This is a genomic window from Candidatus Aalborgicola defluviihabitans (assembly GCF_016705985.1).
In the GTDB taxonomy this organism is placed as follows: domain Bacteria; phylum Pseudomonadota; class Gammaproteobacteria; order Burkholderiales; family Burkholderiaceae_C; genus Allorhodoferax; species Allorhodoferax defluviihabitans.
Map to the genome: position 1 here is coordinate 1 of NZ_JADJKN010000010.1, position 23085 is coordinate 23085.

Below are 23085 nucleotides of genomic sequence, written 5' to 3' on the forward strand. Positions count from 1 at the left end.
TCGAGACTTTCAGTTGCCCTGTTCAGCAGGATGCCCAGAGTCGTAGGATCAGTGGCCTTGTAAGCGAATTGTTCCTGGTTTGTAATCTGAAAAGGTGCCGTTGCGCGGCGCTCGCCAATCGATCGGACGAGTGCATGCACGATGTGTCCAATTTGCCCGCGCGAAGATCGGTTTCTTCTAGTGCGGTAAATAGGTCATAGCCTGCCTTTGTTGGTCCGGTGTTGGCCTCCGGCTGCACCGGAGGCCATACGGTAACAGGTCCGTACCGTGGCATTGCCCAGGCTTTTCCTTCCAGTTCATCAGGCTGGCCGCACTGTCTTCGAGCTTGATCTTGCCGGCACAAATACCCGCCCCACGGCCAACGCTGTTAGCGGATTTACCCTGCTGGCGCTGGCAGCAAGGGTTTTTCGCGTTGCTGGTTCCCGGAGACCAGCATGGATAACGCTGGGGCCGTCCATAGCACGATGGCCTGCTACTGTGGGATGCCAACAGAAACTTGGCTTGATCCACCACACAGAGCACTCCCTTCGTCGTGGCGCCACGCGACGCGATGGGCGGCGGCGGCCACTGGCTTGATGGTGTACGTCCATCGACGGAACCGGTTCTCATTGCCCAACAAGCCTTGCTGTCGTCAGTAAGGATGCCCATCCTTGACCTGAGGGCCTTGTCCAAATGCCGTTGCAACGGCGCACAACAAAACAGAAATCGTAAAATGCAACCATACCCAGCCCCCAGCCATACCAATCGCAAATGCCGCCAAACTTTACGGCCGCGTCATTTCGCCGTTTCGACCTACTTTGAAGCATGGTGTGAGTCATTGTGTTCCGGGGACCTGAAGAATTCCAATCGAGCGACTTGCGTCAAAAGTGACAGATGATCTCTTGACTGGGTCCAGCGCGTGGCCTCTTCCACGAACCTTGCGTTTGGTCGGATTGGTCACACTTTTTCACTGCAGGATCCGTCGGCGGCGGTGGTCAAAATTGATAGAAGGCATAGTCGCTGTCTGCCAGCACTGGCGTGTGGCTTAAGAATTTGCGGCGATCAGGATGGTTAGGCCAGGAAGGCACGCAAACGTGGCACAGCAGCCATCGTGGGTGAGTCACCTTCGGTTGGTCACAATACTATGCATTTGATAACCGTTGATTCATATTTAGCGAGGGCTAGAGGTAATTTCCAAACACTTACCAAACCTTCACGGTTTGGACGACGTCATCGCTGCGCCGGGTTTAAGCAGGCGCGGCCCAGCAACTCCGCAGACCACCACCACCACCATACACGCGGTACACTTGCCGGTGAGTGCGGGTCGGTTGCAGCCTGTACCACACGCAGGTCTCGGGCGGTTGTTCTCTGGCCCACTGGGCAGCCGATGAAGGCTACTGGGCGTGAAGCCATCGCGGCTTTCGGGTTTGACCACCGTGGTCTGCACCTTCCGCGGTCCAGGCCAACACCAGCCTGCCGCCCAGGTCGGCGATATCTTCACCGAGCGTGAGTTTGCTGTTGATTTTGATGTCATCGACAATGGTGTATTGCGCATATTGATCGACGATGCACTGTGCACGTTGGTCAAATTCTTGCGATCTTTTTCGGTCCACCAATCCTTCAAATTTCCTTTGGCATCGAACTGCCGGCCTTCGTCGTCAAAGCCGTGAGTTAGCTCGTGACCTATCGTGCCGCCAGTGTTGCCATAGTTCGGCGCGTCGTCCATCGCTGCGTCGTAAAGCGGCGGTTGCAACACGCCAGCGGGGAAGTTGATATCGTTCATCTGCGGGTTGTAATAGGCATTCACGGTAGGCGGCGTCATACCCCACTCTTTGCGATCCAGCGGCTTGCCGATCTTGGCCAGTTGGCGGTGCACCAAACTGCATGCCCGGGTAACGTTGCCAAAAAAATCGCCTCCCGCGCAATGGCTACGCTCAGTGTAATCGCGCCATCTGTCGGGGTAGCCGATCGCGGTGACGATTGGGCCTTGAGCTTATCTATCGCTTTGACCTGGTGGCAGGGCCTCATCCAGTCGAGGTGCTCCAGTTCGTCATGCGCGCATGGCCTGCTCGATCTGCTCGTCATAACCAGAGTCTTATTTTTGGGTTCAGGCCCAAGAGCGCGGCTCTACAAACCTCTTGTCCCAGGCTTGCTCCCAACTGGGCATCCACCAGGTGCAACACGCTTCCAGCGCGGCTGCTGCAGCGGTGTCCCGCGCAGAGTCTTGCTGAAGTAATTGAAGTTCTCGGTGACGAAGTCGCTCGACAAGCTTGATGCCCGTGATGTGCCACGTGCCAGCGCAGGCAGACCTGATGTCGTCGAAGTGGCTGTTTCTTCCAGTGACGGGCCACGGCTCGATAGAACTTGGGCTCGGTCACATACAGAGCAGTGACATCTGCCAGTCCCACCGCTTTCAAATATACGCCCGAGTCAGCCTGGCGTCAGCGCCTGTAACTGGATCTGTAATCCATTTTGTGGAACAGCTTGTAGGGGTCGCTTGTCTACCACCGACAGCGTGGCGCGGACGCGTCGTCTCGGTGCGCAGCACACGGTTGCTGCAGTGCTGCTGCGCCAGCGCGGGCTTCGCCCATCAGCGCGCGTACATGCGTGCGACGTTGGCCAGATTCTTGGCGCGCAGGTCTTTGATTTGGTATCCAGTTTGGTGTAGTAGTCGCGGTCCGGCAGGCTCAGGCCGCCACCCGTCGCAAACGCGATCACGTTGGACGAATTGGAAAGTCCGATCCGAGCCGAAACTAAAATACAAAGGCCGTTATCGGCAATGGACAGATGCAGTTTGGCCAGCACAGCCGGCAGGTCGGCCTTGCTGCGCATGGCGGCAACTCGTCCAGCACAGATTGCATGGGTGGCGCCGCGCGTCTCGACGGTGGCCTCATCCATACACGCGGCAAAGTAGTCACCAATCTTGTGCTGGTTGGCCGTGTTGCCATTTTCTGTGCGACAGCGTTTCTAGAATACCACAGGAAACGCTGGTTGTCTGGCTGGGACAGCAGCCGTACACGCTCCAGCGCTTGATCGGCAGGGATGGGGTTGTTCTTGATCCAGCCGCCACGTGACGGTGTATTGGTAAAAATCCTCCACAGGGGTTGGCCGTTGTGTCGGGCCGATGTATCCAGCCCCGGTGTGTGGGGAACTCGGTCATGGTTTGTCCTGCGCAGTGGCATGCAGGCCCATATACAGGACTTGGGCGGTCAATAAGGCAATGGACTACAACGCATAAGAAGTGCCCGTGGTTGGATTGGAAATAACCGGAATCATTTTTTACCGGATAACGAACGCACCATCAGTCCATAAATCAAAGTCCCCAGCAGTAGCGCTGGCTGCTATCTCCAGCGACAGTGTGAAACCCCCACCGGGTGTACGCGACTGCTGCGCGCCAGCATGGCAACGCCTGGCCAGTGGCGGCCCACGTCCTGACCGATGCCGTAGCTGGCAGTGGCCAGCCCCATGAAAGCGGGGAATGGGTCGGGGGGCGGCGCAGTTCCTGCATGGCAAAAAACGTGATGGCCGTAAACGGCAAGCCCAGCAGCAGGCTGCCCAGAGTAAAACCGCCCAGCGTAGGGCTGATGAGGCTGGTGGCGATACCCACCGCCTGGATCAGGTAGCAGGCAATCAGCAGCAGGCGCAAGTCGCGCACCACCGTGAATGCGCGCAGGCGACCAGCGCTTAACCACGACGCCCAGCCCAAACAGCGGCCAGAACATATCCAGCCACGTGAGCCGGGTCGGCTCGGCGGGCAATCACCGGCAGGAAGGTGGCGGATGGATGTAGCCAAACCAGCCAAACCGTAGGCGAAGGCAAACAGAGCCATCTCGGTGCCCTTGCCAGTGGTTGGGGATGGGGTCGTGGATTGCGAGGCAGCCGCTGCAGATGGCGATGACGGTGGCTTTGCCCCCGCATGAAAAGTGTCCCAAACGGCAGCGGTGGGCAGGGCCGCCAGCACACGCCAAAATCAGCCAGCCGGTGAAGGCACTCCAGTGCAGCGCCACCATGCCACCTGGCGGCCAGGCCGCTCTCAGCACAATGCCAACGCCCGGACCGGTCGAGATCACGGCGCCCATGGCGGCAGGTTCATCTGAGCCAGCTGGGGCCAGGCACCAACTTCGAGTGTGGACAAACACAGCGCGCTGGCGACCCTGGCGAAAACGCAGGGCCGGCCAAGCCACTGGCATCACAGCACCATGCCCAGCGTTTCAACATTTCACGGTGGCCGTTTACGACCCCGTGCGCACCAGCACCGTACTTGGGGCGGCGGCGGGCTTCCAGGCGCCGCCGCACCGCATGGCTGCGGGGTGCACAGCAGCGCGCCCACCAAACAGCCCAGGTATTAGCTGGCGAGCCATGCACCTGCCAAGCTGACGGTGCCGTCGACAGCATCGCGATAAAGGGGCAAAGGGAGGAAAGCTGGCCAATGCCCATGGCCACGGCCCAGCGACACCATGCCCGCGATAACGATGCATAAGGGTTCATGCCAGTCCCAGCCATTAAATGGCGTAAGCAGAGCAATTTCTTCTTTACAGGGTTGCTGTGGGGTGGTGTGCATTGAAAATGGAGGGCGGTAACGTCGCTGGCCCGCGGCGCCGCATAATCACCCCTTCGCATTGTGCCAATCCAGGAGCTTTCAGACGGCGACTTTCATGAAAAAAAATATTCAAACTCGCCATCGAAGGCAAGAACCGGGATCGCGTTCTCGATGCCGTCAACATGAGGTACGCAGTTACGTCAAACGTGAGCGCCGGCGGGTTGTTGCCCGAGGGCGTGGACTTTGGACTTTGACTGCAAGTTTGGCCCTACGCAGGCAAGCAGCTGAAGTGGTGCATTTTGCAACTTGACCGGTCTGATGGACACGGTAGCCCAAGCAGTGGGGAGCAGTTCTATGTGGAATTCTGGCCAAACACGGCCACCGCCAGGCCCGACCGGAAGCGCCACGGATCGTGTGACCTCAGCGGCCGCGTCGGCAACTCCTCGACGACCCACAGTAAAGTGGCCCCGGCTTCCAGCCCCAGACCTGCACTGGGCTGCGACCCTTGATGGCTGCAGACCCAGGTCGGTGAAGAGGTGCGACTCGGCCAACTCGCCACCACCGCCTGGGAACGAACCACTGGGTGGCCCCGGTTCCTTAGGAGACCTCCGATGCGCGAGGCACGTTGACTGCGTCGCCAATGGCCGAGTAATCGTGCGGCGCCCGCGAGCCCAGATAGCCGACGATGGCCTCGGCCACATGCAGGCCGATACCAATAGCGATGGGTGCCCGGCCCTCAGCCTTCAGCTCGGCGTTCAGGCCTTGCAGCGCCTCCAGCATGACGCGGGCCGCAGCGAAGGCTGCCACGCTGGGATTTTCCATGCCTTTGCGGCGCGCCAAAATGGCCATGACGCCATCACCCAGCGGAAGCAGCTGATGGTGCCGCCCGCGCCGTGGATACTTCGGTTGACCTGTCAAAATGGCGGTTCAGCAAGGCGATGACTGCTTGCGGCGCCAAACCCTCACTCAGCGTGGTGAAGCCGCGTATGTCGGCAAACAGCATGCACGGCGCAGCTCCGCCCAAGCCAACAGGCAGGCGGCGCTGCAGAATTTCTTGCATCACCGGCGGGCTGACGTAGCCGGCAAAGGCCGCACGCAGGCGGCGGCGCTCGCCCATTTCCAACAGGGCCGTCAGCAGCCAGCGCCCCGCAAGCGCCAGCAGACCAACCAGCAGCGGCACCGCCACCGGCAGGTACCAACCGTGGTGCAACAGGCTTGGTGGCGCCCAAAGAAATCAGAGTAAAAAGCCAGTGCCACCGCAATCGCTGTATGCGTGCGCAGCTGCAGAAACCATAGCAAACTGCACAGCAACGCCAGAACCACCACCCACGACTCACCCACCTGCACCGCTAGGCCGCCATTCAACAGCGAACGCAGGGCTTGAGCATGCACCAGCACGCCGGGTACGTTGTGGCCGTTATCCGCTCCAGCCGGCAGGTTCCCAGCTGGATTGCCGGTCTTCAAACGGCAGCACGCTGCCCAGCAGCACCGGCCTTACCAGCGAAGGCCTGAGCCAACGGGGCTACATCGCCCGCATCCACCCACTGGTTCACCTGCTGTAGCGGGATGTAGCGCGGAAGCCGCCCATGGCGTAGTTGATCAGTCCCGGCTAGGGCGCAGCGCGCGGGTTGAGTTTGCGCAGCATCTACCGGCCAGCGAGGGTATCGGCTGGCCGGCCGCACCCAGGTTTTCGTTGAAGCGGCGCACTACGTGGTCGGCGTCGGGCGCCAGCAACAGCGAACCGGTGCCGCCCGCGCCCGCCAGGGTGACGAGAGGGCGCATAGATGGGCGGGGGCTGGCCGGTGTCGTCGGCCGAGGTGCCCAGCACCACCGGGACAAGAGGGGCGCCGCCACCAGGCCGCCAACAGCTTCTGGCGTCACTGCCGGGCAACGCTATCGAAGAACGGCTGGGCAGCACCACGTCCAGCCCCACCACCGAGGCCTTGGCCAGGGCCATACCGCGCAGAAACGTTCCAATGTGGCCGTGCCACAAGGCAAAGGGTTCGGCAAACTGCTGCAAAGTGGCCTCGTCAATGCCGACGATGACCACGTCCTTGCGCACGGGCGGGGCGCAGGCGCAACAACACGGATTGCTGGGCGTCCAATCCTCCGAACTCCAACGGCCCAGGGCCAGCGACGTGCCCAGCAGCAGGGCCGCCAGCGCCAGCACGACGGCGTAGCCCGACCCCACCACGCGTTGGGTGAAGTCCCGCACTTATCTTTTGGCCAATGTGCGCAGCTCGGGCAGGTCCGGCCGCTCCTCGGCGAGCTGCTGCCAGAGCTTGCGGGATTCGCTCAAGAACCGGCCCTGCTCCAACAGCGAGGCGAAGATCAGCCGGTCGGAAAACGGCGCCTGCGGCCCGGGCCGCAATGCCTCCATGCGTTCCCGTTCCTGCGGGCTACTGAGCGAGAAATACGAGGAGCGCACCAAGCTATTGGCCCCCGGAACCTCCAGCGCAACGGTCCACACATAGTTCACCCCGGCCTGCAGCGCCAGTTTGTCATCCAGCACCAACTGGCTGCCTTGCACGGCAGCGGACAACAGCACTTTGTCGCTGCCCTCATCACGCAGCTCAAACTGCACGGTGGTGGCATCGGGGGGCAGGGTCCAGGCAAATGTGGGCCGTGCGCCGAGTACCTTACCAATAGGCTCCAACAGCTTGAGCCGATCCATACCCAGCCCGCGCATCACCATTCCGCCCAACACTACGCGACCATTGGCGGTCTGCAGGGCGGGCGGTTTCGGCCGCCACCACCGACGAGCGCAGGATGGCACCCGCGCCCGCAACCGACTGTGGCGCGGTCGCACCCAGGTAATGCGCGCCGGACCGCGTAGCTGGAATTCGGTGCCCGACTGCAGGTAGACCAAGCTCAGCGTGGCGCCTTTCTCCAACTGGATATCCGCCCCGTTCGTCAGCTCGGACAACAGCGCAACCGGCTTGGTGCCACGATCCGGCGCAAAAGCTACTGCGCCTTTCACGTCAGTCACCACTGCCACGGCCTGGGCGTGGGCGCCCAGGGCCAGCAGGCTGAGCGCCAACAGCAAAAACCCAGCTGCCCAGCGGGCCGGCGAAAAACGGGTGCAGGAGACATGGATTCCTAGTGCAACAGAGTCAGCGCACCGGGTCGCCAAAAGGGCGTACGGTGCCCAGTAGAACGGGTGGCTCCACCGTCCATTGCCCAGCTTGCCATCCAGCATGGCCAGTTGGGCCTGGCGAAGGCTCTCGCCGCGCGACAGTGTGCCCTTGCCCTGGGCGGAAAAGGTGGCACTGGTCAGGGCCGTAGCCGATTCCGACTCCACCGCCCAATGGGTGGCCAACACCGAGCGTGCGCCGGCAAAAAAGAAGCCCCGCACCAAGCCGGACATGGCAGCGCCGCCCTGCTCGCCCGCCGCCGTGTTGCAGGCCGAGAGCAGCACCCACTGCGCATTCAGGCGCAGGCCCAGTACGTCGTCCAGCTCCAGCAGAGGGGATTCGCGTGTGTCGCCGGTAGCGGCCATGGCCAGCGAGGGTTTGGAGATACCGGGCAGCTCGCCCGGCATCAGGCCATGGGTAGCAAAAGCCACTACGCGGCGGTCCAGCAGATTCGCATCGAGCACCGCACGCCGCGTGGCCTGGGCGCCCATCAGCAGGTCAGTTTTCGGGTTGGCACCGAGTGCGCTAGCCAGGGCCAGCAACTCGGTGCGGGTGTCGGGAAGGGCCGGCATGTCGGCATAACTGAATCCCCATTGCGCGTCGTAGCGCGCTGCATCACCAGACAGACCGGAATCCACGCGCGGGGCGGTTGCAAGCTTCGCTCCACCCGCAACGCCAAACAGCGGGTCACCAAAACCCATCAAGGCCTTCGCGGCTACCGTGGGTTGCGCTACTCGGCGCAGGGCCAACAGTGCCGAGGACGATGGCAACTGCGAGACGGCCATCTGCCGCACCAGCCAGGCTGGGGCCTGTCCGGCCTGAGGCGGCTGAGTTACCAAGGCCGCCAGTGGCAGGCTTGCGAGCGGACCGTCGGTTGCGATCAGCAGTGACCGTACGTCGCGCAGTGCAGGCTCCAGCGAGCCGAGCAGGTCTTTGTACAACGCGTACAGCTGCGCACTGGCCGGCACTGACTCGCGTCCGGCAGGTGCAACGCCGAGGTCCAGCAGCCCGCGCAGCTGGGCCACGCGGCGGGCCAGTTCGGCACGCGACACGGCAACGGCACTAAAGCCTTTGCGGCCATCGGCACCCACTAGCCAGACCAAAGTGGCAGTGTCGGTAGGGTACACCACCAGCAGGGACTCACCAGGATTGAGCAACTGTCGCAGCTGGTCGGGTTTGGGGGTGCTGGGCGTAACCAGATCGGCATAGGCGGGGAACTGCTTGGCGATCTGCTCGCTGATTGGTTAACACCGTGCGCGCGGCTGTCACATCGGCCTGCTGGGACTTGACGGTGTCATGCAGCACATGTCGGCGTTCGCCCAATGCCTTGCGGTCAGCGGCTGGTAATGCCTTGAATTCGGCCGTCTGGGCTTGACGGTACAGGCTGTCTTCTTCCCGCAGGCTGGTATTGAGTGTGCCCACCAGGGCGGCCACGGCCTGGCGCTGGGTCTGCTCCTGGTCCAGCAGGGCGCGCAGGGCCGGTGTGCTGGCCAACACCCGGGCGGTGCTGTCGGTGATGGCGCGCTGCGTCACACCCAGACTGCTGCGGTCGGCCAATTGCAGAGCCCGGTCGCTCATCGCCGGATCGACGGCCTCACCTTTTAACGCCTTGTCGGATACAAAGCGCATGAACTCGTCGAAGGCAATGCCCAGCACACCACGCACGCCACGCATGTCCAAGTCCAGCCAGCCACCGGGGTTGTCCAGCGTGGCGGCAAATAGCGCCTCGTAGTCCTGCATGGCCTGCCGAACGTCACCCCGCAACAGCCGCACCAAGCCGCGCATGCCAGCTGCCTCCTGGGTCAGCGGGTGATTGGCACCATAGAGGCGGTTGCGGTAACGCAGCGAGCGCTCGGCCAAGTCCAATGCTTCGTCCATGCGCCCGTTCTTGGCGGCCAGCAGGGCCAGAAGCCGCCAATCGGAGGCGCGGGTGCGAGCCAGGACGTCGGGTGGCATGCTGGCCAAAAGCTGCTGTAGGAGGCATCGGCCTCGGACCAACGCCTCAACCCGATCAGGGCGCGCACAATCTCCTGGCGCGCAAGCCAACCGGTATGGCTGGCGGCGCTGACGCCGGCGCGTTGCAGCATGGCGTCGGACTGCTGGGCAGCTGCCAGCGCGGGGGTGAATTGCTGGGTGGCGTTGAGACTGTTGGCCAGGCGGTAGTCCCAGCGCGCGCCCAGGCCATCGCTGAGCTGGCCAGCACGCCACAGCGCCAGGTTGGACTCGGCCACGTGGATGGCCTCCTGCGGCCGACCATCGCGCACCAGGGCGTAGGTGAGCATGCCCATGGAGCCGTCCAGCCAGCCGTAGGCGTCCAGCACACCGGGTCGCGCGGGCTGGTACTGTGGCTTCGCGCAGCCTGCACGGCGCTGCGGCCTGCTCTATGGACTCGCGCAGCGTGGCCACTGCAGCTTTGTTATTGCCTTGCCAGCGTTCGACCTCGGCACGCACGTGCAGACGGCTGATTGGCAGGCTCGCAGGTGCCCCGCCCTGGCGCAGGGCCTGCGCCGCCAGGTCGTCGGCGCGTGACCATAGCCGGGCCAGGATGGCGCGGTCATTGCCCTGAGCAGCGAAATAGGTTTGGCGCAGCGCTGCCATGGCCCGCTGGCCCAGGGACAGGCTGGTGTCTGTGACAAAGCCCGCTGGCCTCCAAGGCCTTGCCCGAACTACCCCAGGTGAATTCAGCATTCAGATAAGTGGTGACCCAGCTCGCCACCGGGCCGGCCACGCCCGGCGTCCACCAACTGGCGCGCGGTGGCAATCAAGCGTGCGCGCTCTTCCAACAGCAAGGCCGCTTGGTACTGTCGCTGCAGCGCGGCGTAGCGGGCGTCGGGGGCATCGGGCAGGGGCTGGGCCAGCAGGCGGCTGGCTTCGTCACGAGTCAGGTTGCTGCCGCTGAGGTCGGCTTCGTCCAGGGTGACAGCCATGCCAGCAGTATCGTCGGCATCATTTTGTGCATGTGCAATCCCCGGCAGAGCCAGACAAAGAGACACTAAAACAGTGGTGAGCCCATGGCGGCTTCGACCCAACCGCACGGACAGTGGATGCACATAGGATAGTAATTTCCGCCACATGCGCGAGAGTATGACACCGAAGATCGCCGCGGCATAGCACGAACAAACAGAGTCGCCAGTCCGGTTCACCAGCAATTTACACCGTCATTGTCACGCTCGACGCTGAGCGCTGCCACTAGACACGCCCAGAATGGTACGACAATCCATCGATCCAATTTGGAGGAAACCATGAACCCACGCGCCGCCCGACAGACTACCCGCTTGATCCCCCTTCTTACCGTTGCGCTACTAGGACTTGCCACCCTGACTGTCCATGCCGACCCCGTTGTGGAGACCGTGCATCTCGTCGTTACCGGCGGCCCGAATGCGGGCACTTGGGATGGGTCAGAGGAAAGAGGCGGTTGCTCTGCAGGCATGACCGGCCCAGGTTCTTGGGGTAACCAATTCTCATAACCCAAAGAAAAAGACCCGGCGAAATTCAATAGGCTGCAATTGATTGTTCCGGATGCAAAAAAAGCGGCGTCTGGCACCAAAGAATTCTTGATTCTGTTCCGCTTCGGCCCCTTGATCGGCAAGAACACCGAGTACAACATCGAGACACGACCCGCGGAGGCCAAGAAAAAAGGCAGTGGCTCGGTGACCGTGGACGACAAGGGCGCAACGGCGAAGGTCAGCTTCAACGTCACCAGTGGCGAAGGCTACAAGTTTGAAGGAACGATTGATTGCAAGTCAATCATACGCGGCAGCTAGTCCGCCAAACCGTGTACCCCATATCCGCACGCACAATGCTGGCGGCATCCTGGTCAGTAGGTCTATGAACATTCTGATGCCCCTGCGGACCCGCTGATGATCAGTGGCCAGGAACTGGTCGCTTGGGGCTGGATTTCGGGTATCAACCGAATCAAATTCTTGGGCCTGATGCTGCGTGCCCAAGCCCAGATCGGCGGCTTTGACGGCCTGCTACTGCCTGGTGACCATGCCAAAGGCATGCGCGCGTATCAGGAGAGTCCGGTGCTGCAAGGGCTAGTGGTCAGCTTTTTTTGACACACGATGCCAACTGCCAGCACAAACCCATTGGTGCGGTGTGCCATGGCGTACTTCTGGCGGCGCGTTCTGTTTCGACGCGTACTGGCCATTCGGTGTTGTATGGCCGCAAAACCATAGTGCTGACTTGGCCATTGGAGTGTCGAAGCCGAGGTCAAACTGACCCTGGCACAGGATACGGATTTTTGCGATGCCCCCCGGACCAGTTCACCACTGGCGCAAAACTTCGGGCGTAGTACGTGACCGCCTGCATGACCTCCGCGCCGCCTGGGTGGTGCGAGACGGACGCTACGTGTCGGCTCGCTGGTCGGGCGATGCGCACACCTTTGCACAAGCCTATCGACTATTACTTCAATAGCTGTTTTTGCAATCAATGCGACGGCTAGAGGCTTATATGAGTTTAGGCCTCTAGCCCTCGTCGGAACTGCATAGTTTGCTATCCGATATGTAGTTTCTGTGCACTATTTGACCTTGCCCTGCTGCAAGCAAATCCGGCGGGCTGTATTTCTTGCGCCTCTGGGTGGCGGCCTCACACCGCCAACACGCTGCGGTGGGCTGCAATCGCATCGACGACGATCGGCAGCAGGTCCACAGTGACGCCCGCATCCATCTGTCTCAGCAGTTCACGGCGCATGCGCGGATCCCAGAACTTGTGGATGTGGTTGCTGATCTCGGCCAGAGCCTCATTGCGGTCACTGTAGGACTCGAAAAAACTGGCCAATGCGGTTGGCCATGGTGACGAGGGTGTGGATTTGCATGGATAAGGTTCTCAGTACATTCAAGGAGCCACTAGCCCAAAACGCTCTGGGTAGGTGTAGGCCACGAAATCGTCGCCGCGCACAAAGCCCGCCAATGCCAGATTGCACCGGCGCGCGACGTCCACCGCCAGTGTCGTGGGGGCGGACACTGCGGCCAGCAGGCCAGCGCCGGCCATGGCCGATTTTTGCACCATCTCAAAGCTGGCACGGCTGGTGGCCAGCACCCAACCCTGGGTCGGGTTGGTGCCTGCCTTTGCCATGGCTCCTACGAGCTTGTCCAGCGCGTTGTGGCGGCCGATGTCTTCTCGCAGCAGCACGATGCGCCCTTCCATATCACACCAAGCGGCCGCATGCGCGGCGCCGGTGAGCTGCTGCACCGCCTGCCACTCACGCAATGCACGTTGCGCCCGGCCCAGCACGTTTGGCGTGAGTCGCAACACGGGTGCAGTGGGCAGGTTGCGGTGTACCTGGCCCAGGCTTTCGGTGCCGCACAGGCCACAGCCAGTTCGGCCGGCAAGGTTGCGGCGGAACTCTTTCAATCGCCACTCACAGGCAGAGGCCACTTCTAACTGCACCTCCAGCCCCTGCGCCGTTTGCTGGATGTCGATGCCATACAGCTCGCGCGCATCGGTCAACAAGCCTTCGGTCAGGCCAAAGCCAAGCGCAAAGTCTTCCAGTTGATCGGGGCTGACCAGCATCACGGCGTGCGAGATGCCATTGAACACCAGCGCCACTGGCACCTCTTCGGCCAGCCAGTCAGGATGGTGCATGGCGTGACCACTGCGCCATGCAGTCACTTCCTGGGTAAGAACACCGGGTGGCACGACAGCCTCATCAAACGGCTTCATTTGTCCACCACTTCGGGGGACCGCCCCTGTTGCAGCAAGCCCTGTTGCTGGCGGTCAAACGCCTGAAAGCCCTTTTGCCAAGCGGAAGGCTGCGACACCGGTAGCACCTGCACGGCCGTCACCTTGTACTCCGGGCAATTGGTGGCCCAGTCGGAGCTGTCGGTGGTGATCACATTGGCCCCGCTCTCAGGGAAATGGAAGGTGGTGTAGACCACCCCGGGCTGCATGCGCTCGCTGACCTGTGCCCGCATCACCGTCTGGCCTGCGCGGCTGCTGATGCCGACCCAATCCCCCTCTTTGATGCCGCGGTCCAGTGCATCGTGCGGATGGATCTCCAACAGGTCTTCATCATGCCACTGGTTATTGGGCGTGCGCCGGGTCTGCGCGCCCACGTTGTACTGGCTGAGGATGCGGCCGGTAGTAAGCAGCAACGGGAATTTGCGCGTGATCTTCTCGTCGCTCGGGATGTATTGGGTGTTGAAGAACTTGCCCTTGCCGCGCACGAAGTGGTCGACATGCATGGTGGCCGTGCCGGCCTCATCGGTGTTCTCGTTGCAAGGCCATTGCACACTGCCCAAGCGTTCGATTTTTTCAAAACTTACACCCTGGAAAGTGGGCGTGAGCTCGGCGATCTCCTGCATGATTTCTTCCGGATGGTTGTAGTGCATGGGGTAACCCAGTGCGGTGGAGAGCTTCATGGTTACCTCCCAATCGCCCAGGCCCGCCAGCGGCGGCATCACCCGGCGCACACGGCTGATTCGGCGCTCAGCATTGGTGAAGGTGCCATCCTTTTCCAGGAAGCTGCTGCCAGGCAGTAGCACATGCGCGTATTTCGCGGTCTCGTTCAGGAAAATATCCTGCACCACGATGCACTCCATGGCCGACAACGCCGCAGTCACATGCTGCGTGTTCGGGTCGGACTGCACGATGTCTTCGCCTTGGCAATACAAGCCCAAGAAGCTGCCGCCCAGCGCGGCATCAAACATGTTGGGGATGCGCAAGCCCGGCTCCGGATTGAGCTCAACGCCCCAATGCGCTTCAAACTGCGCACGCACGGTGGCGTCGCCAATGTGACGGTAGCCCGGTAATTCGTGCGGGAAGCTACCCATATCGCAACTACCCTGCACATTGTTCTGACCGCGCAGCGGGTTCAGACCCACGCCCTCGCGTCCGACCATGCCGCAAGCCATAGACAGGTTGGCGATGCCAATCACCATGGTGGAGCCCTGTGCGTGCTCGGTCACACCCAGACCGTAGTAGATGGCCGAGTTGGGGCCGCTGGCAAACAGACGTGCCGCATTGCGAACCTCATCCGCTGCTACGCCGGTTACGGCCTCAAACGCTTCGGGTGAGTTCTCTGCACGGCTCACGAATGCGCGCCATTCTTTGAAACTCTTGCTGTCACAACGCTCCGCCACATAAGCCTCGTTGATTAGCCCTTCGGTAGCAACTACGTGGGCCAGTGCGGTGATCATGGCCACGTTGGTTCCCGGCAAGAGCGCAAGGTGGTGGTCCGCACGCATGCGGCGTCTCCACCAGCTCAATGCGCCGTGGGTCCACGACGATCAGGCGCGCGCCTTCGCGCAAGCGACGCTTCATGCGCGACGCAAACACCGGATGGGCATCGGTCGGGTTGGCGCCAATGATCATGATGACGTCGGCCTGCTCGACCGACTTGAAGGTCTGCGTGCCGGCCGAGGTGCCAAAGGTCTGACCCATGCCATATCCCGTGGGCGAATGGCAAACGCGGGCACAGGTGTCCACATTGTTGGTGCCAAACGCCGCACGGATCAACTTCTGAACCAGGTACACCTCTTCGTTGGTGCAACGGCTTGACGTGATACCGCCCACCGAGTCTTTACCATGCTTAGCCTGGATGCGCTTGAATTCACTGGCCGCGTAGTTGATGGCTTCATCCCAACCCACTTCGCGCCATGGATCGGTGATCTTGGCGCGGATCATGGGCTTGGTGATGCGGTCTTTGTGGGTCGCGTAACCCCAGGCAAAACGGCCCTTCACGCAAGAATGTCCTTCATTGGCCTTGCCGTCTTTCCACGGCACCATACGCACCACCGTGTTGCCTTTCATCTCGGCCTTGAACCCGCAGCCCACGCCGCAATAGGCGCATGTGGTGATGACACTGTGCTCGGGTTGGCCGAGTTCAATGATGGATTTTTCCTGCAAAGTAGCGGTGGGGCAGGCTTCGACGCAGGCACCGCAGCTCACGCATTCGCTGTCCATAAATGGCTGGTCTTGCCCGGGCGAGACACGGCTCTGGAAACCGCGCCCAGAAATAGTCAGTGCGAAGGTGCCTTGCGTTTCTTCGCAAGCCCGCACACAGCGGTTGCAGACAATGCACTTGCTGGCGTCATAGGTGAAATACGGGTTTGACTCGTCCTTTTTGGCGTCGCAATGGTGGTCGCCCGCCACACCGTCCACCATGGCCCCTGCTACGCCGTAACGCACATTGCGCAAGCCGGTCACGCCGGCCATGTCTTGCAACTCACAGTTACCGTTGGCGCTGCAGGTGAGGCAGTCCAGCGGGTGATCGGAAATATAGAGTTCCATCACGCCTTTGCGCAGTTTTTGCAGCTTGGGGGTTTGGGTGTGCACCACCATGCCGGGCTCGGCAGGGGTGGTACACGATGCGGGGGTCCCCTTGCGGCCGTCGATTTCGACCAGACACAATCGGCAGGAACCGAACGGTTCCAGGCTGTCGGTGGCGCACAGTTTGGGTACCTGAATGCCTGCGTCTGACGCAGCCCGCATCAGCGACGTACCTTTGGGCACGCGCACCGCGTTGCCATCGATGGTGAGCTCCACCGTCTCGCTGGACGTGCGGGCCGGTGTGCCGCGGTCCACTTCAATCTTGATGTGCTTCAACATGGTTTTTGTTCCTTCAAACGGTCTGATCGGCCGTGGCGGTCAGTCCAAAATCTTCCGGGTAATGGTCCAGTGCCGACAACACCGGGTACGGCGTCATGCTGCCCATGGCGCACAGGCTGCCTTGCACCATGGTGTCACACAGGTCACGCAATAATTCCACTTGTTGCTCGCGGTTCTTTCCGAGAGTGATACGGTCGATCACTTCCACACCGCGCGTGCTGCCGATGCGGCATGGCGTGCATTTTCCGCAGCTCTCAATGGCACAAAACTCCATCGCGTAACGCGCCAGCTGAGCCATGTCGGCGGTGTCGTCGTGCACCACAATGCCGCCGTGGCCGAGCACTGCGCCCATGGCCGCATAGGCCTCGTAGTCCAGGGCACATCCCATTGCGATTCGGGTACAGGCACCCAGTGGACCACCAACTTGCACCGCCTTGATGGGTGCCCTGCGCGTGCCACCACCAAAACCATACAACAATTCACGCAAGGTGAGGCCAAAGGCTTTTTCCACCAAACCGCCGTGCTTCACGTTACCCGCAAGCTGGAATGGCAGCGTGCCGTGTGAACGACCCATGCCGTAATCACGGTAAAACTGGGCGCCGCGTGCCAAGATCACGGGCACACTGGCAAAAGTAATCACGTTGTTGATCACGGTGGGCTTGCCAAACAGACCCTCAATGGCCGGTAGCGGTGGTTTGGCCCGCACGATGCCGCGTTTGCCTTCCAGGCTTTCCAGCATGGCGGTTTCTTCGCCACACACATAGGAGCCCGCTGCCTTACGCACCTCCAGCGTGAACGCGTGATCGCTGCCGAGTACCCGCGGACCCAGAAAGCCCGCCGCTGTGGCGCGCGCAATCGCCTCACGCATGGTGGCCACCGCGTGCGGGTATTCGCTGCGGATGTAGATGTAGCCCTGCGTAGCGCCCACCGCCAGAGCGGCAATCACCATGCCCTCGATCAGCATGTAGGGATCGCCCTCCATCGTCATACGGTCTGAATAGGTTCCGGAATCGCCCTCGTCAGCATTGCAAACCACGTACTTTTGGTCGGCCTGCGCCCCGGCGACTGTCTTCCATTTGATGCCCGCCGGAAACGCTGCACCGCCGCGACCCCGCAGGCCAGAATGCATCACCTCGCCCAAAATGGCTGTGCCCTGCAGCGCCAGCGCCTTGTGCAGGCCTGCCCAACCATCGTGGGCCTCGTAGTCGGCCAGGCTTAGGGGGTCGGTAATGCCCATGCGCCGAAAGGTCAGCCGCTCTTGCAATGCGAGAAAGGGGATCTGTTCGGTGATGCCCTGGTGCAAAGGGTGTTCACCGCCTTGCAACAAACCCGCATCCAGTAGCCCTGCCACATCCTCCGCGTAGACAGGCCCGTAAGCCACCCGACCCAGTGGCGTTTCCACCTCGACCAGTGTTTCCAACCAGAACAGGCCACGCGAGCCGTTGCGGATCAGCTCTATTGCAAAGCCGCGTTGTTTGCATGCACTCAGCAACGCTGCAGCCACTTCATCGGCTCCAACAGCCAACGCCGCCGAATCCCGGGGCACAAAAATCTTGACGGCGCTCATGCGGTCTCCACGCCAGCCAACAAGGCAGGCAAACGTTCGGTCGTCACCCGGGCGAACAGGCGATCATTGACCTGGATCGCCGGTGACTGCGCGCACAGCCCCAGGCAGTAAACCGGCTCTAACGATACCGCGCCGTCGGCCCGCGTTTCATGCGCCTTCACGCCAAGGTGTTGCTCAATCTGGGCCATCAATTCATCCGATCCACACGCCTTGCATGACTCGGCCCGGCACACCTGCACCACAGTACGCCCGGGTGGTGTGCTGCGGAAATGGTGGTAGTAGGTGATCACCCCGTGTACCTCTGCACGCGTCAAATTGAAACCCTTCGCAATGGGTGCCACCGCCTCTGCGGGTACATACCCTAAGGCATCTTGTAGGGAATGCAGCAAGAGCATCAGGCCACCCTCTTGATGGCGGTGCTGCTGGATCAGCGATTCAATGTGTTCAAGCATGCTTAGACTCCGGATAACAGGGACCGGATGGCGCCGCGCTACGCGACGCCATCCGGTTATGGGTGCAAAGACTCGTCAGTGGAAGAACTTCGCCGCGCTGAGCAGGGTTCGGTAGACGCCCCACGCCAATGGAATACCGACCGCAGCCCAGGCCAACGCTACCGTGAGTGAGCTCGACGCGTAGAACGCTTCATGGCTCTTGCCCACTTCACCGGCTTTGGCCCTGTCATGCGCCAACCGCCGTTCCTCTGCCAGTTCGGCATCGCTCATGAAATACTTGTCCGCAACCGGGCGCACCAGCAGGTTGCAGATCAAGCCTACCACTAACATGCCCACGAGGATGTACATGGTCTGGTTGTACACCTGCTCACGCGGAATGCCCAAGCCCAGCTGGTATTCCCGCATGTAGTTCACCACCACCGGGCCAATGATGCCGGCTGTGGCCCACGCGGTCAGCAAGCGACCGTGGATCGCACCCACCATTTGGGTGCCGAACAGATCTGCCAGGTAGGCCGGCACGGTGGAAAACGATCCGCCATACATACTCAGGATGACGCAGAAGGCCCCCACAAACATCAGCTTGTTGGCCGAGCCCGCGCTGGCCGGAATGCTGAAATACAGAACGCCGCCCAGCAGGAAGAACAACGTGTAGGTCATCTTTCGACCCAACTTGTCCGACAGACTGGCCCAGAAGAATCGGCCCACAATGTTGAACAAACTGAGCAAGGCCGCAAAGCCAGCCGCCACGCCCGCAATCGCAGTGAGCTGGGTCTTATCCAGCATGCTGAATTTTCCGGCGACACCGATCAGGCTTCCGCCGAAAACCTCTTGCAGCATCGGACTGGCCATGCCGATCACGCCGATTCCGGCCGACACGTTCATTGTCAACACCATCCACACCAACCAGAACTGCGGAATGCCCCAGACCTTGTTCACGTGCACATGGCCGTGAGTGATCATCGCGTTGGCGCCCTGGGCTACAGGCTGCTTCCAACCTTCGGGCTTCCAGCCACTGGCCGGAATGCGGTAACCAAACGCACCGCACAACATGGCAACGATGTAAAGCACACCCATCACCGCAAAGGTCTGCCATACGCCCACCTCGGTTGGCGTGGCGAAATACTTCATCAACTCGGCTGCCAGTGGCGAGCCAATCATGGCACCGCCGCCAAAGCCCATGATGGCCATGCCGGTGGCCATGCCACGTTTGTCCGGAAACCACTTGATCAGCGTCGAGACCGGAGAGATGTAACCCAACCCAAGACCGATGCCGCCGATGACACCCGAGCCCAGCACCATCATCCAGAACTGGTGCAGGTAAATGCCCATAGCCGAGATCAACATACCGCCACCCCAGCAAAGTGCTGCCAACACGCCGACTTTGCGTGGACCCACCCGCTCCAACCATCCGCCCCAGACGGCGGCAGCCAGACCCAGGAACACAAAGAACAACGTGAACATCCAGCCTAATCGTCGCAATCGACCAGTCGCAACTGGTCGTAAACAGCCGGCCAAAAAAGCCCACCTCAGGACCGCACTTAATCGCCTCCTTGATGCCTAGTGCCTTGGACAGTGGCAGCCAGAACACGGAAAAACCGTAAGCCATGCCAATGGACAAGTGGATCGCCAGCGCCGCTGGCGGCACCAACCATCGGCTAAAGCCAGGATGCGCAATGATCCGTTCCTTTGATAGCCAACCATCGGCATCGTCGCCAAGTGCCGGCCCATAGGGTATCGCCTGTGTACTCATGCAGTCTCCTCGTAGTGAATTTAAATTCGCTTTTTTCGACACACCAAAATTGGCGCGTGCGGAATAATGCGCGAAGCCACCCATATCAGCAATATGAGCCGTGCGACCGCTGCACTATGCGGTCGATCTCATAAAGGATTACCCTGATGAAGAAGATTTCCGTCAAACCCGTTTGGACCATTCACAGCGACGAACATGGCGCCTTATCGCCACGTTTGATTGAATTGCTGGCGGAAGTCCACCGGGCCGGCAGCTTACTCGGTGCCTGTCAGCAATTGGGTATTTCCTATCGACACGGCTGGGATGTGATTCGCGGCGGGGAGGCCCATTTCAATACCACCTTGTTGCATATGGAGCGGGGCAAGGGCTCAACGCTGTCGCCGTTGGCCGAAAAGTTGATCTGGGCCAACCACCGCATCTTGGCCAGACTGCAACCGATCCTGGACTCACTGGCCTCCGAGCTGACCGCAGAGATCGCCAAAGTTTCGCAATCGGGTGAACGGGCCTTTCGCATTCATGCGAGCTATGGCTTTTCCATCGAAAAACTCATCGAACGTCTAGTGGATGAGGGGTCACAAATCGAGCGACGCTATGCCAGCAGCACCGCCGCAGCCGCTGCCTTGCATGACGGCCATTGCGATGCCTGCGGCATCCACATTCCGATCGGATCCCAGCAAGCGCGTGCGCTGGAACATTACGCGCAATGGTTCAATGATGACGATCTGTTTGTGGTCGACATTGCCACCCGACGCCAGGGTCTGATGGTTGCGCCCGGAAATCCGAAGAAAATCTACGACCTGACCGACCTCACGCGCAGGGATGTCAAATTCATCAACCGCGCCTCGGATTCGGGCACCCGCTTCTTATTGGAAGGTCTGTTGAATGAACGCCAAATTGCAGAAACTGATATTCATGGATTTGAACAAAGCGAAGCCACGCACGCTGGTGTGGCCGCGTATGTGGCCAGTGAATTGGCGGATGCAGGGTTTGGACTGGAGCGCCCTGCTCGCTATTTCCAGCTCGACTTTATTTCCATGGTCAATGAACGCTATTTCCTGGTGTGCCGGTCGGCCGCATTTGACGATCCGGTGATGAAAAAGCTGTTGGCCATTTTGGCTGACCCAGCATTTAAAACATCAGTCAATGCCTTGCCTGGCTACGATTCGCGCGGCTCCGGGGTGGTGACACCCTGGGCCGAGGCTTTTATCGACCGCTGAGCCAGCAAATCAAGGCCCATAGCGCGCGGATAAGCAGGACGCCATGAAGGCCAACGTCTGAAATGTGCTGAACCCCTCCCTTTTGGTTCACCGTTGCGCGCTGCCCGCTTGCGATTTTTCCAACAGCATCGCAACCAGCTTCTCGGTGCTCTCCAGCACCCGCTCGCTCAAGCCTGCGGCGAGCGGCGCGTTACGCCGCATTTTGGCTGCGTCCCGACTGGCAAATAGCGCCGTCTGGTAAGGCTCCCACACGCGTCGCAACTCGGCAACTTGTGTCTTGATCTTTGGCGCAGTTAATGGTGATGTCTCCATTTGCATCAGCACCGCGGTGAAATGGGCCCGTGCCAGATGCAGTTCCATGTCAGCTGGTGCAGTGTTGATTTCCCAGGTTTCGTACAGATAGAACTTCATCATTCGCTGGGTAAGCATGCGTTGGCGCCCGGCAAGGTTGACCAGTTGGTCCTGTGGCTGACTATCGACATCCCGATAGACCAGCGTGACGTGGTGCGCCACTTGCTGTAGTTCCTCACTTAGATCGTACAAAACATCAGCTCCTAATTTGGTCGGCTGCGCCGTCAGGAGCGGCTTGCATCGTGCCCACACCGCATCGAGATCAGCCAAGGGTTTGGCCTGCGCCGCATTGGGCTGAAACGCCTTGAGTGCGGCAAGTTGGGTTTCAAACAGTCGGACTGACTCTTGCAGAATAGCGCGTGCGCCATCCGGGTCAATGCCTTGCCCTAACATCAGATAGGCCTTGGTCATACGCTGGGCCAGCATGCGCTGGCGCCCCGCCACGTTCACGGCGTGTGTGGTATCCATCCGCTGGACCGCTACTGGAGCTGTCTGGGCGTGCACCTTCAGTGGCAGACAGGAAAACGCCAGCGCGCACAGAACCCATGTACCGAATCGATATCTGAGCATGGAAGGTCTCCTGCGGTGAATGAAAGAAAAATAAAACGATTGCACAACAATCGTTTGAGCCGAAGTATCCCACCCCAAACTGACCCTCAGGGCGAAAAATTGGCTTCTGGCTTAATCTTGGTAGGTACTTCGCCGGGCAGCCACTTGGCATACATCACCGCATAACTGCCGTCGCGTTTCATGGCATCCAATGCCGCCTGCCACTTCGCAACCATATCCCTGGGCGTACCCAGCGAAAACGCCACATAGGTCTGGATGCTGGTGACGGTGTAGACAAGCTCCAAATCGCCGGGGTTGGCACCAGCTTTGTCCAGCATATCCGGCAAGGTGGCGCTGGACGTAAACATCAACGGTGCGCGATCATTCAGGGCCATCTTCACCATGGTTTCGGGCTTGGGCACCAGCTCCAGATTCGTAAAACCCAGTCTTTCTAACAAACGGTGGGTATAAAAGTCTCGTACCACCATGATGCGTTCTACCGCCTTGGCGTCGTCCAGGTTGTTGATGCGCAAGCCAGAGCCGCGTTTGCCATAGAACGACGCCTTGGATGCAGAAACAGGACCCAACCACTGAAACAACGTTTCGCGTTCGGGCGTGCGTGCCATGGCAAAAAGGCCCACATTGGCTTGCGTGCTCACGGTACGGTAGCCCCTGGCCCAAGGCTGAAATTCAATGAGAGTACCGTCCCCCACGCGACGCTGGATTTCGCGCACAACGTCTACAGCCAGCCCTTTGGCCTGCATTCCATCGGTAAAGCTCAATGGCGGGTTTTCGTCGGCGAGCAGCTGTAGCTCGCCGGCAGCAACATTGGCGCACAGCAAGGCTGACGCTGTGAGCAGGAGCCATCTGCAAAAAGTGAGTCGCATCAATGTTTGCATTTCAAAGTACATTTCACGCCAAAAAAATCGCGAATCGCTAGCAAAGTTATATCAGATGTTTCAAGCATCTGGTGGTAGCTCACAGGCAGCAGAACTG

Annotated in this window: 18 protein-coding genes and 4 pseudogenes; 4 read left to right on the plus strand and 18 right to left on the minus strand. The window is 60.6% G+C overall.

Going from position 1 to position 23085, the window contains the following annotated elements; all coding sequences use genetic code 11:
• Positions 1–1373: 1373 nt before the first annotated feature.
• The 3 genes and pseudogenes from IPI80_RS12330 to IPI80_RS12340 all read right to left on the minus strand — a co-directional run bounded on the left by IPI80_RS12330 (position 1374) and on the right by IPI80_RS12340 (position 3808).
• Positions 1374–1801 (minus strand): annotated as a pseudogene (locus tag IPI80_RS12330) (M13-type metalloendopeptidase).
• Positions 1802–2409: 608 nt separating this feature from the next.
• Positions 2410–2910, minus strand: a pseudogene (locus IPI80_RS12335) (hypothetical protein); the annotation flags it as partial.
• A 382-nt stretch (positions 2911–3292) separates the two neighbouring features.
• Entirely contained in the window at positions 3293–3808 is a 516-nt protein-coding gene (locus tag IPI80_RS12340; protein ID WP_413860488.1) for a YbfB/YjiJ family MFS transporter, read from the minus strand.
• An 826-nt stretch (positions 3809–4634) separates the two neighbouring features.
• Here IPI80_RS12340 and IPI80_RS12345 point away from each other — a divergent pair.
• Positions 4635–4829 carry a DUF6172 family protein gene (locus tag IPI80_RS12345; RefSeq protein ID WP_413860490.1) on the plus strand — a complete coding sequence of 65 codons (195 nt, stop codon included), beginning with the start codon at positions 4635–4637 and terminating at the stop codon, positions 4827–4829.
• 287 nt (positions 4830–5116) lie between these two features.
• Here IPI80_RS12345 and IPI80_RS12350 read toward each other — a convergent pair whose 3' ends face one another.
• The 7 genes from IPI80_RS12350 to IPI80_RS12380 all read right to left on the minus strand — a co-directional run bounded on the left by IPI80_RS12350 (position 5117) and on the right by IPI80_RS12380 (position 10580).
• Complete coding sequence (locus IPI80_RS12350; protein ID WP_413860492.1) at positions 5117–5368, minus strand: hypothetical protein; 252 nt, start codon at positions 5366–5368, stop codon at positions 5117–5119.
• 7 nt (positions 5369–5375) lie between these two features.
• A complete protein-coding gene (locus tag IPI80_RS12355; RefSeq protein ID WP_413860494.1) occupies positions 5376–5729 on the minus strand; it encodes an adenylate/guanylate cyclase domain-containing protein in 354 nt (117 codons plus the stop codon).
• Positions 5730–6164: 435 nt separating this feature from the next.
• Positions 6165–6734, minus strand: coding sequence for a hypothetical protein (locus IPI80_RS12360; protein WP_413860496.1), 570 nt, complete (start codon positions 6732–6734; stop codon positions 6165–6167).
• On the minus strand, positions 6735–8810 hold the full coding sequence (locus IPI80_RS12365) for a CHAT domain-containing protein (RefSeq protein WP_413860498.1): 2076 nt from the start codon (positions 8808–8810) through the stop codon (positions 6735–6737).
• Complete coding sequence (locus tag IPI80_RS12370; RefSeq protein ID WP_413860500.1) at positions 8794–9531, minus strand: hypothetical protein; 738 nt, start codon at positions 9529–9531, stop codon at positions 8794–8796. Before IPI80_RS12370 ends, IPI80_RS12365 begins: the two co-directional genes overlap by 17 nt.
• On the minus strand, positions 9456–9974 hold the full coding sequence (locus IPI80_RS12375) for a hypothetical protein (protein ID WP_413860502.1): 519 nt from the start codon (positions 9972–9974) through the stop codon (positions 9456–9458). Before IPI80_RS12375 ends, IPI80_RS12370 begins: the two co-directional genes overlap by 76 nt.
• 360 nt (positions 9975–10334) lie before the next feature.
• Entirely contained in the window at positions 10335–10580 is a 246-nt protein-coding gene (locus tag IPI80_RS12380) for a hypothetical protein (RefSeq protein ID WP_413860504.1), read from the minus strand.
• A gap of 627 nt (positions 10581–11207) precedes the next feature.
• Here IPI80_RS12380 and IPI80_RS12385 point away from each other — a divergent pair.
• Complete coding sequence (locus IPI80_RS12385; RefSeq protein ID WP_413860506.1) at positions 11208–11417, plus strand: hypothetical protein; 210 nt, start codon at positions 11208–11210, stop codon at positions 11415–11417.
• A gap of 96 nt (positions 11418–11513) precedes the next feature.
• Positions 11514–11711 (plus strand): hypothetical protein, encoded by a 198-nt coding sequence (locus IPI80_RS12390; protein WP_413860508.1) that lies wholly within the window; start codon positions 11514–11516, stop codon positions 11709–11711.
• Between the two features lie 529 nt (positions 11712–12240).
• Here the strand turns inward: IPI80_RS12390 and IPI80_RS12395 are convergent.
• The 6 genes and pseudogenes from IPI80_RS12395 to IPI80_RS12420 all read right to left on the minus strand — a co-directional run bounded on the left by IPI80_RS12395 (position 12241) and on the right by IPI80_RS12420 (position 19972).
• Entirely contained in the window at positions 12241–12432 is a 192-nt protein-coding gene (locus IPI80_RS12395; protein WP_413860510.1) for a formate dehydrogenase subunit delta, read from the minus strand.
• Positions 12433–12489: 57 nt separating this feature from the next.
• The gene (fdhD, locus tag IPI80_RS12400) at positions 12490–13317 is read right to left on the minus strand and encodes a formate dehydrogenase accessory sulfurtransferase FdhD (RefSeq protein ID WP_413860512.1); all 828 of its coding nucleotides are present in this window, start codon (positions 13315–13317) and stop codon (positions 12490–12492) included.
• A pseudogene (fdhF, locus tag IPI80_RS12405) lies at positions 13314–16203 on the minus strand (formate dehydrogenase subunit alpha). The gene fdhD and the pseudogene fdhF overlap by 4 nt, the downstream one beginning before the upstream one ends.
• Before the next feature lie 13 nt (positions 16204–16216).
• Positions 16217–17770 (minus strand): formate dehydrogenase beta subunit, encoded by a 1554-nt coding sequence (locus IPI80_RS12410; RefSeq protein ID WP_413860514.1) that lies wholly within the window; start codon positions 17768–17770, stop codon positions 16217–16219.
• Positions 17767–18222, minus strand: coding sequence for a formate dehydrogenase subunit gamma (locus IPI80_RS12415; protein WP_413860516.1), 456 nt, complete (start codon positions 18220–18222; stop codon positions 17767–17769). Before IPI80_RS12415 ends, IPI80_RS12410 begins: the two co-directional genes overlap by 4 nt.
• A 75-nt stretch (positions 18223–18297) precedes the next feature.
• Positions 18298–19972, minus strand: a pseudogene (locus IPI80_RS12420) (OFA family MFS transporter).
• 146 nt (positions 19973–20118) lie between these two features.
• Between IPI80_RS12420 and IPI80_RS12425 the strand changes: the two are divergent.
• The gene (locus IPI80_RS12425) at positions 20119–21189 is read left to right on the plus strand and encodes a substrate-binding domain-containing protein (RefSeq protein WP_413860518.1); all 1071 of its coding nucleotides are present in this window, start codon (positions 20119–20121) and stop codon (positions 21187–21189) included.
• Between the two features lie 87 nt (positions 21190–21276).
• Here IPI80_RS12425 and IPI80_RS12430 read toward each other — a convergent pair whose 3' ends face one another.
• Both IPI80_RS12430 and IPI80_RS12435 read right to left on the minus strand, forming a co-directional pair.
• On the minus strand, positions 21277–22110 hold the full coding sequence (locus IPI80_RS12430; RefSeq protein WP_413860520.1) for a type IV pili methyl-accepting chemotaxis transducer N-terminal domain-containing protein: 834 nt from the start codon (positions 22108–22110) through the stop codon (positions 21277–21279).
• 86 nt (positions 22111–22196) lie between these two features.
• On the minus strand, positions 22197–22976 hold the full coding sequence (locus tag IPI80_RS12435; protein WP_413860522.1) for a substrate-binding periplasmic protein: 780 nt from the start codon (positions 22974–22976) through the stop codon (positions 22197–22199).
• Positions 22977–23085 lie beyond the last annotated feature (109 nt).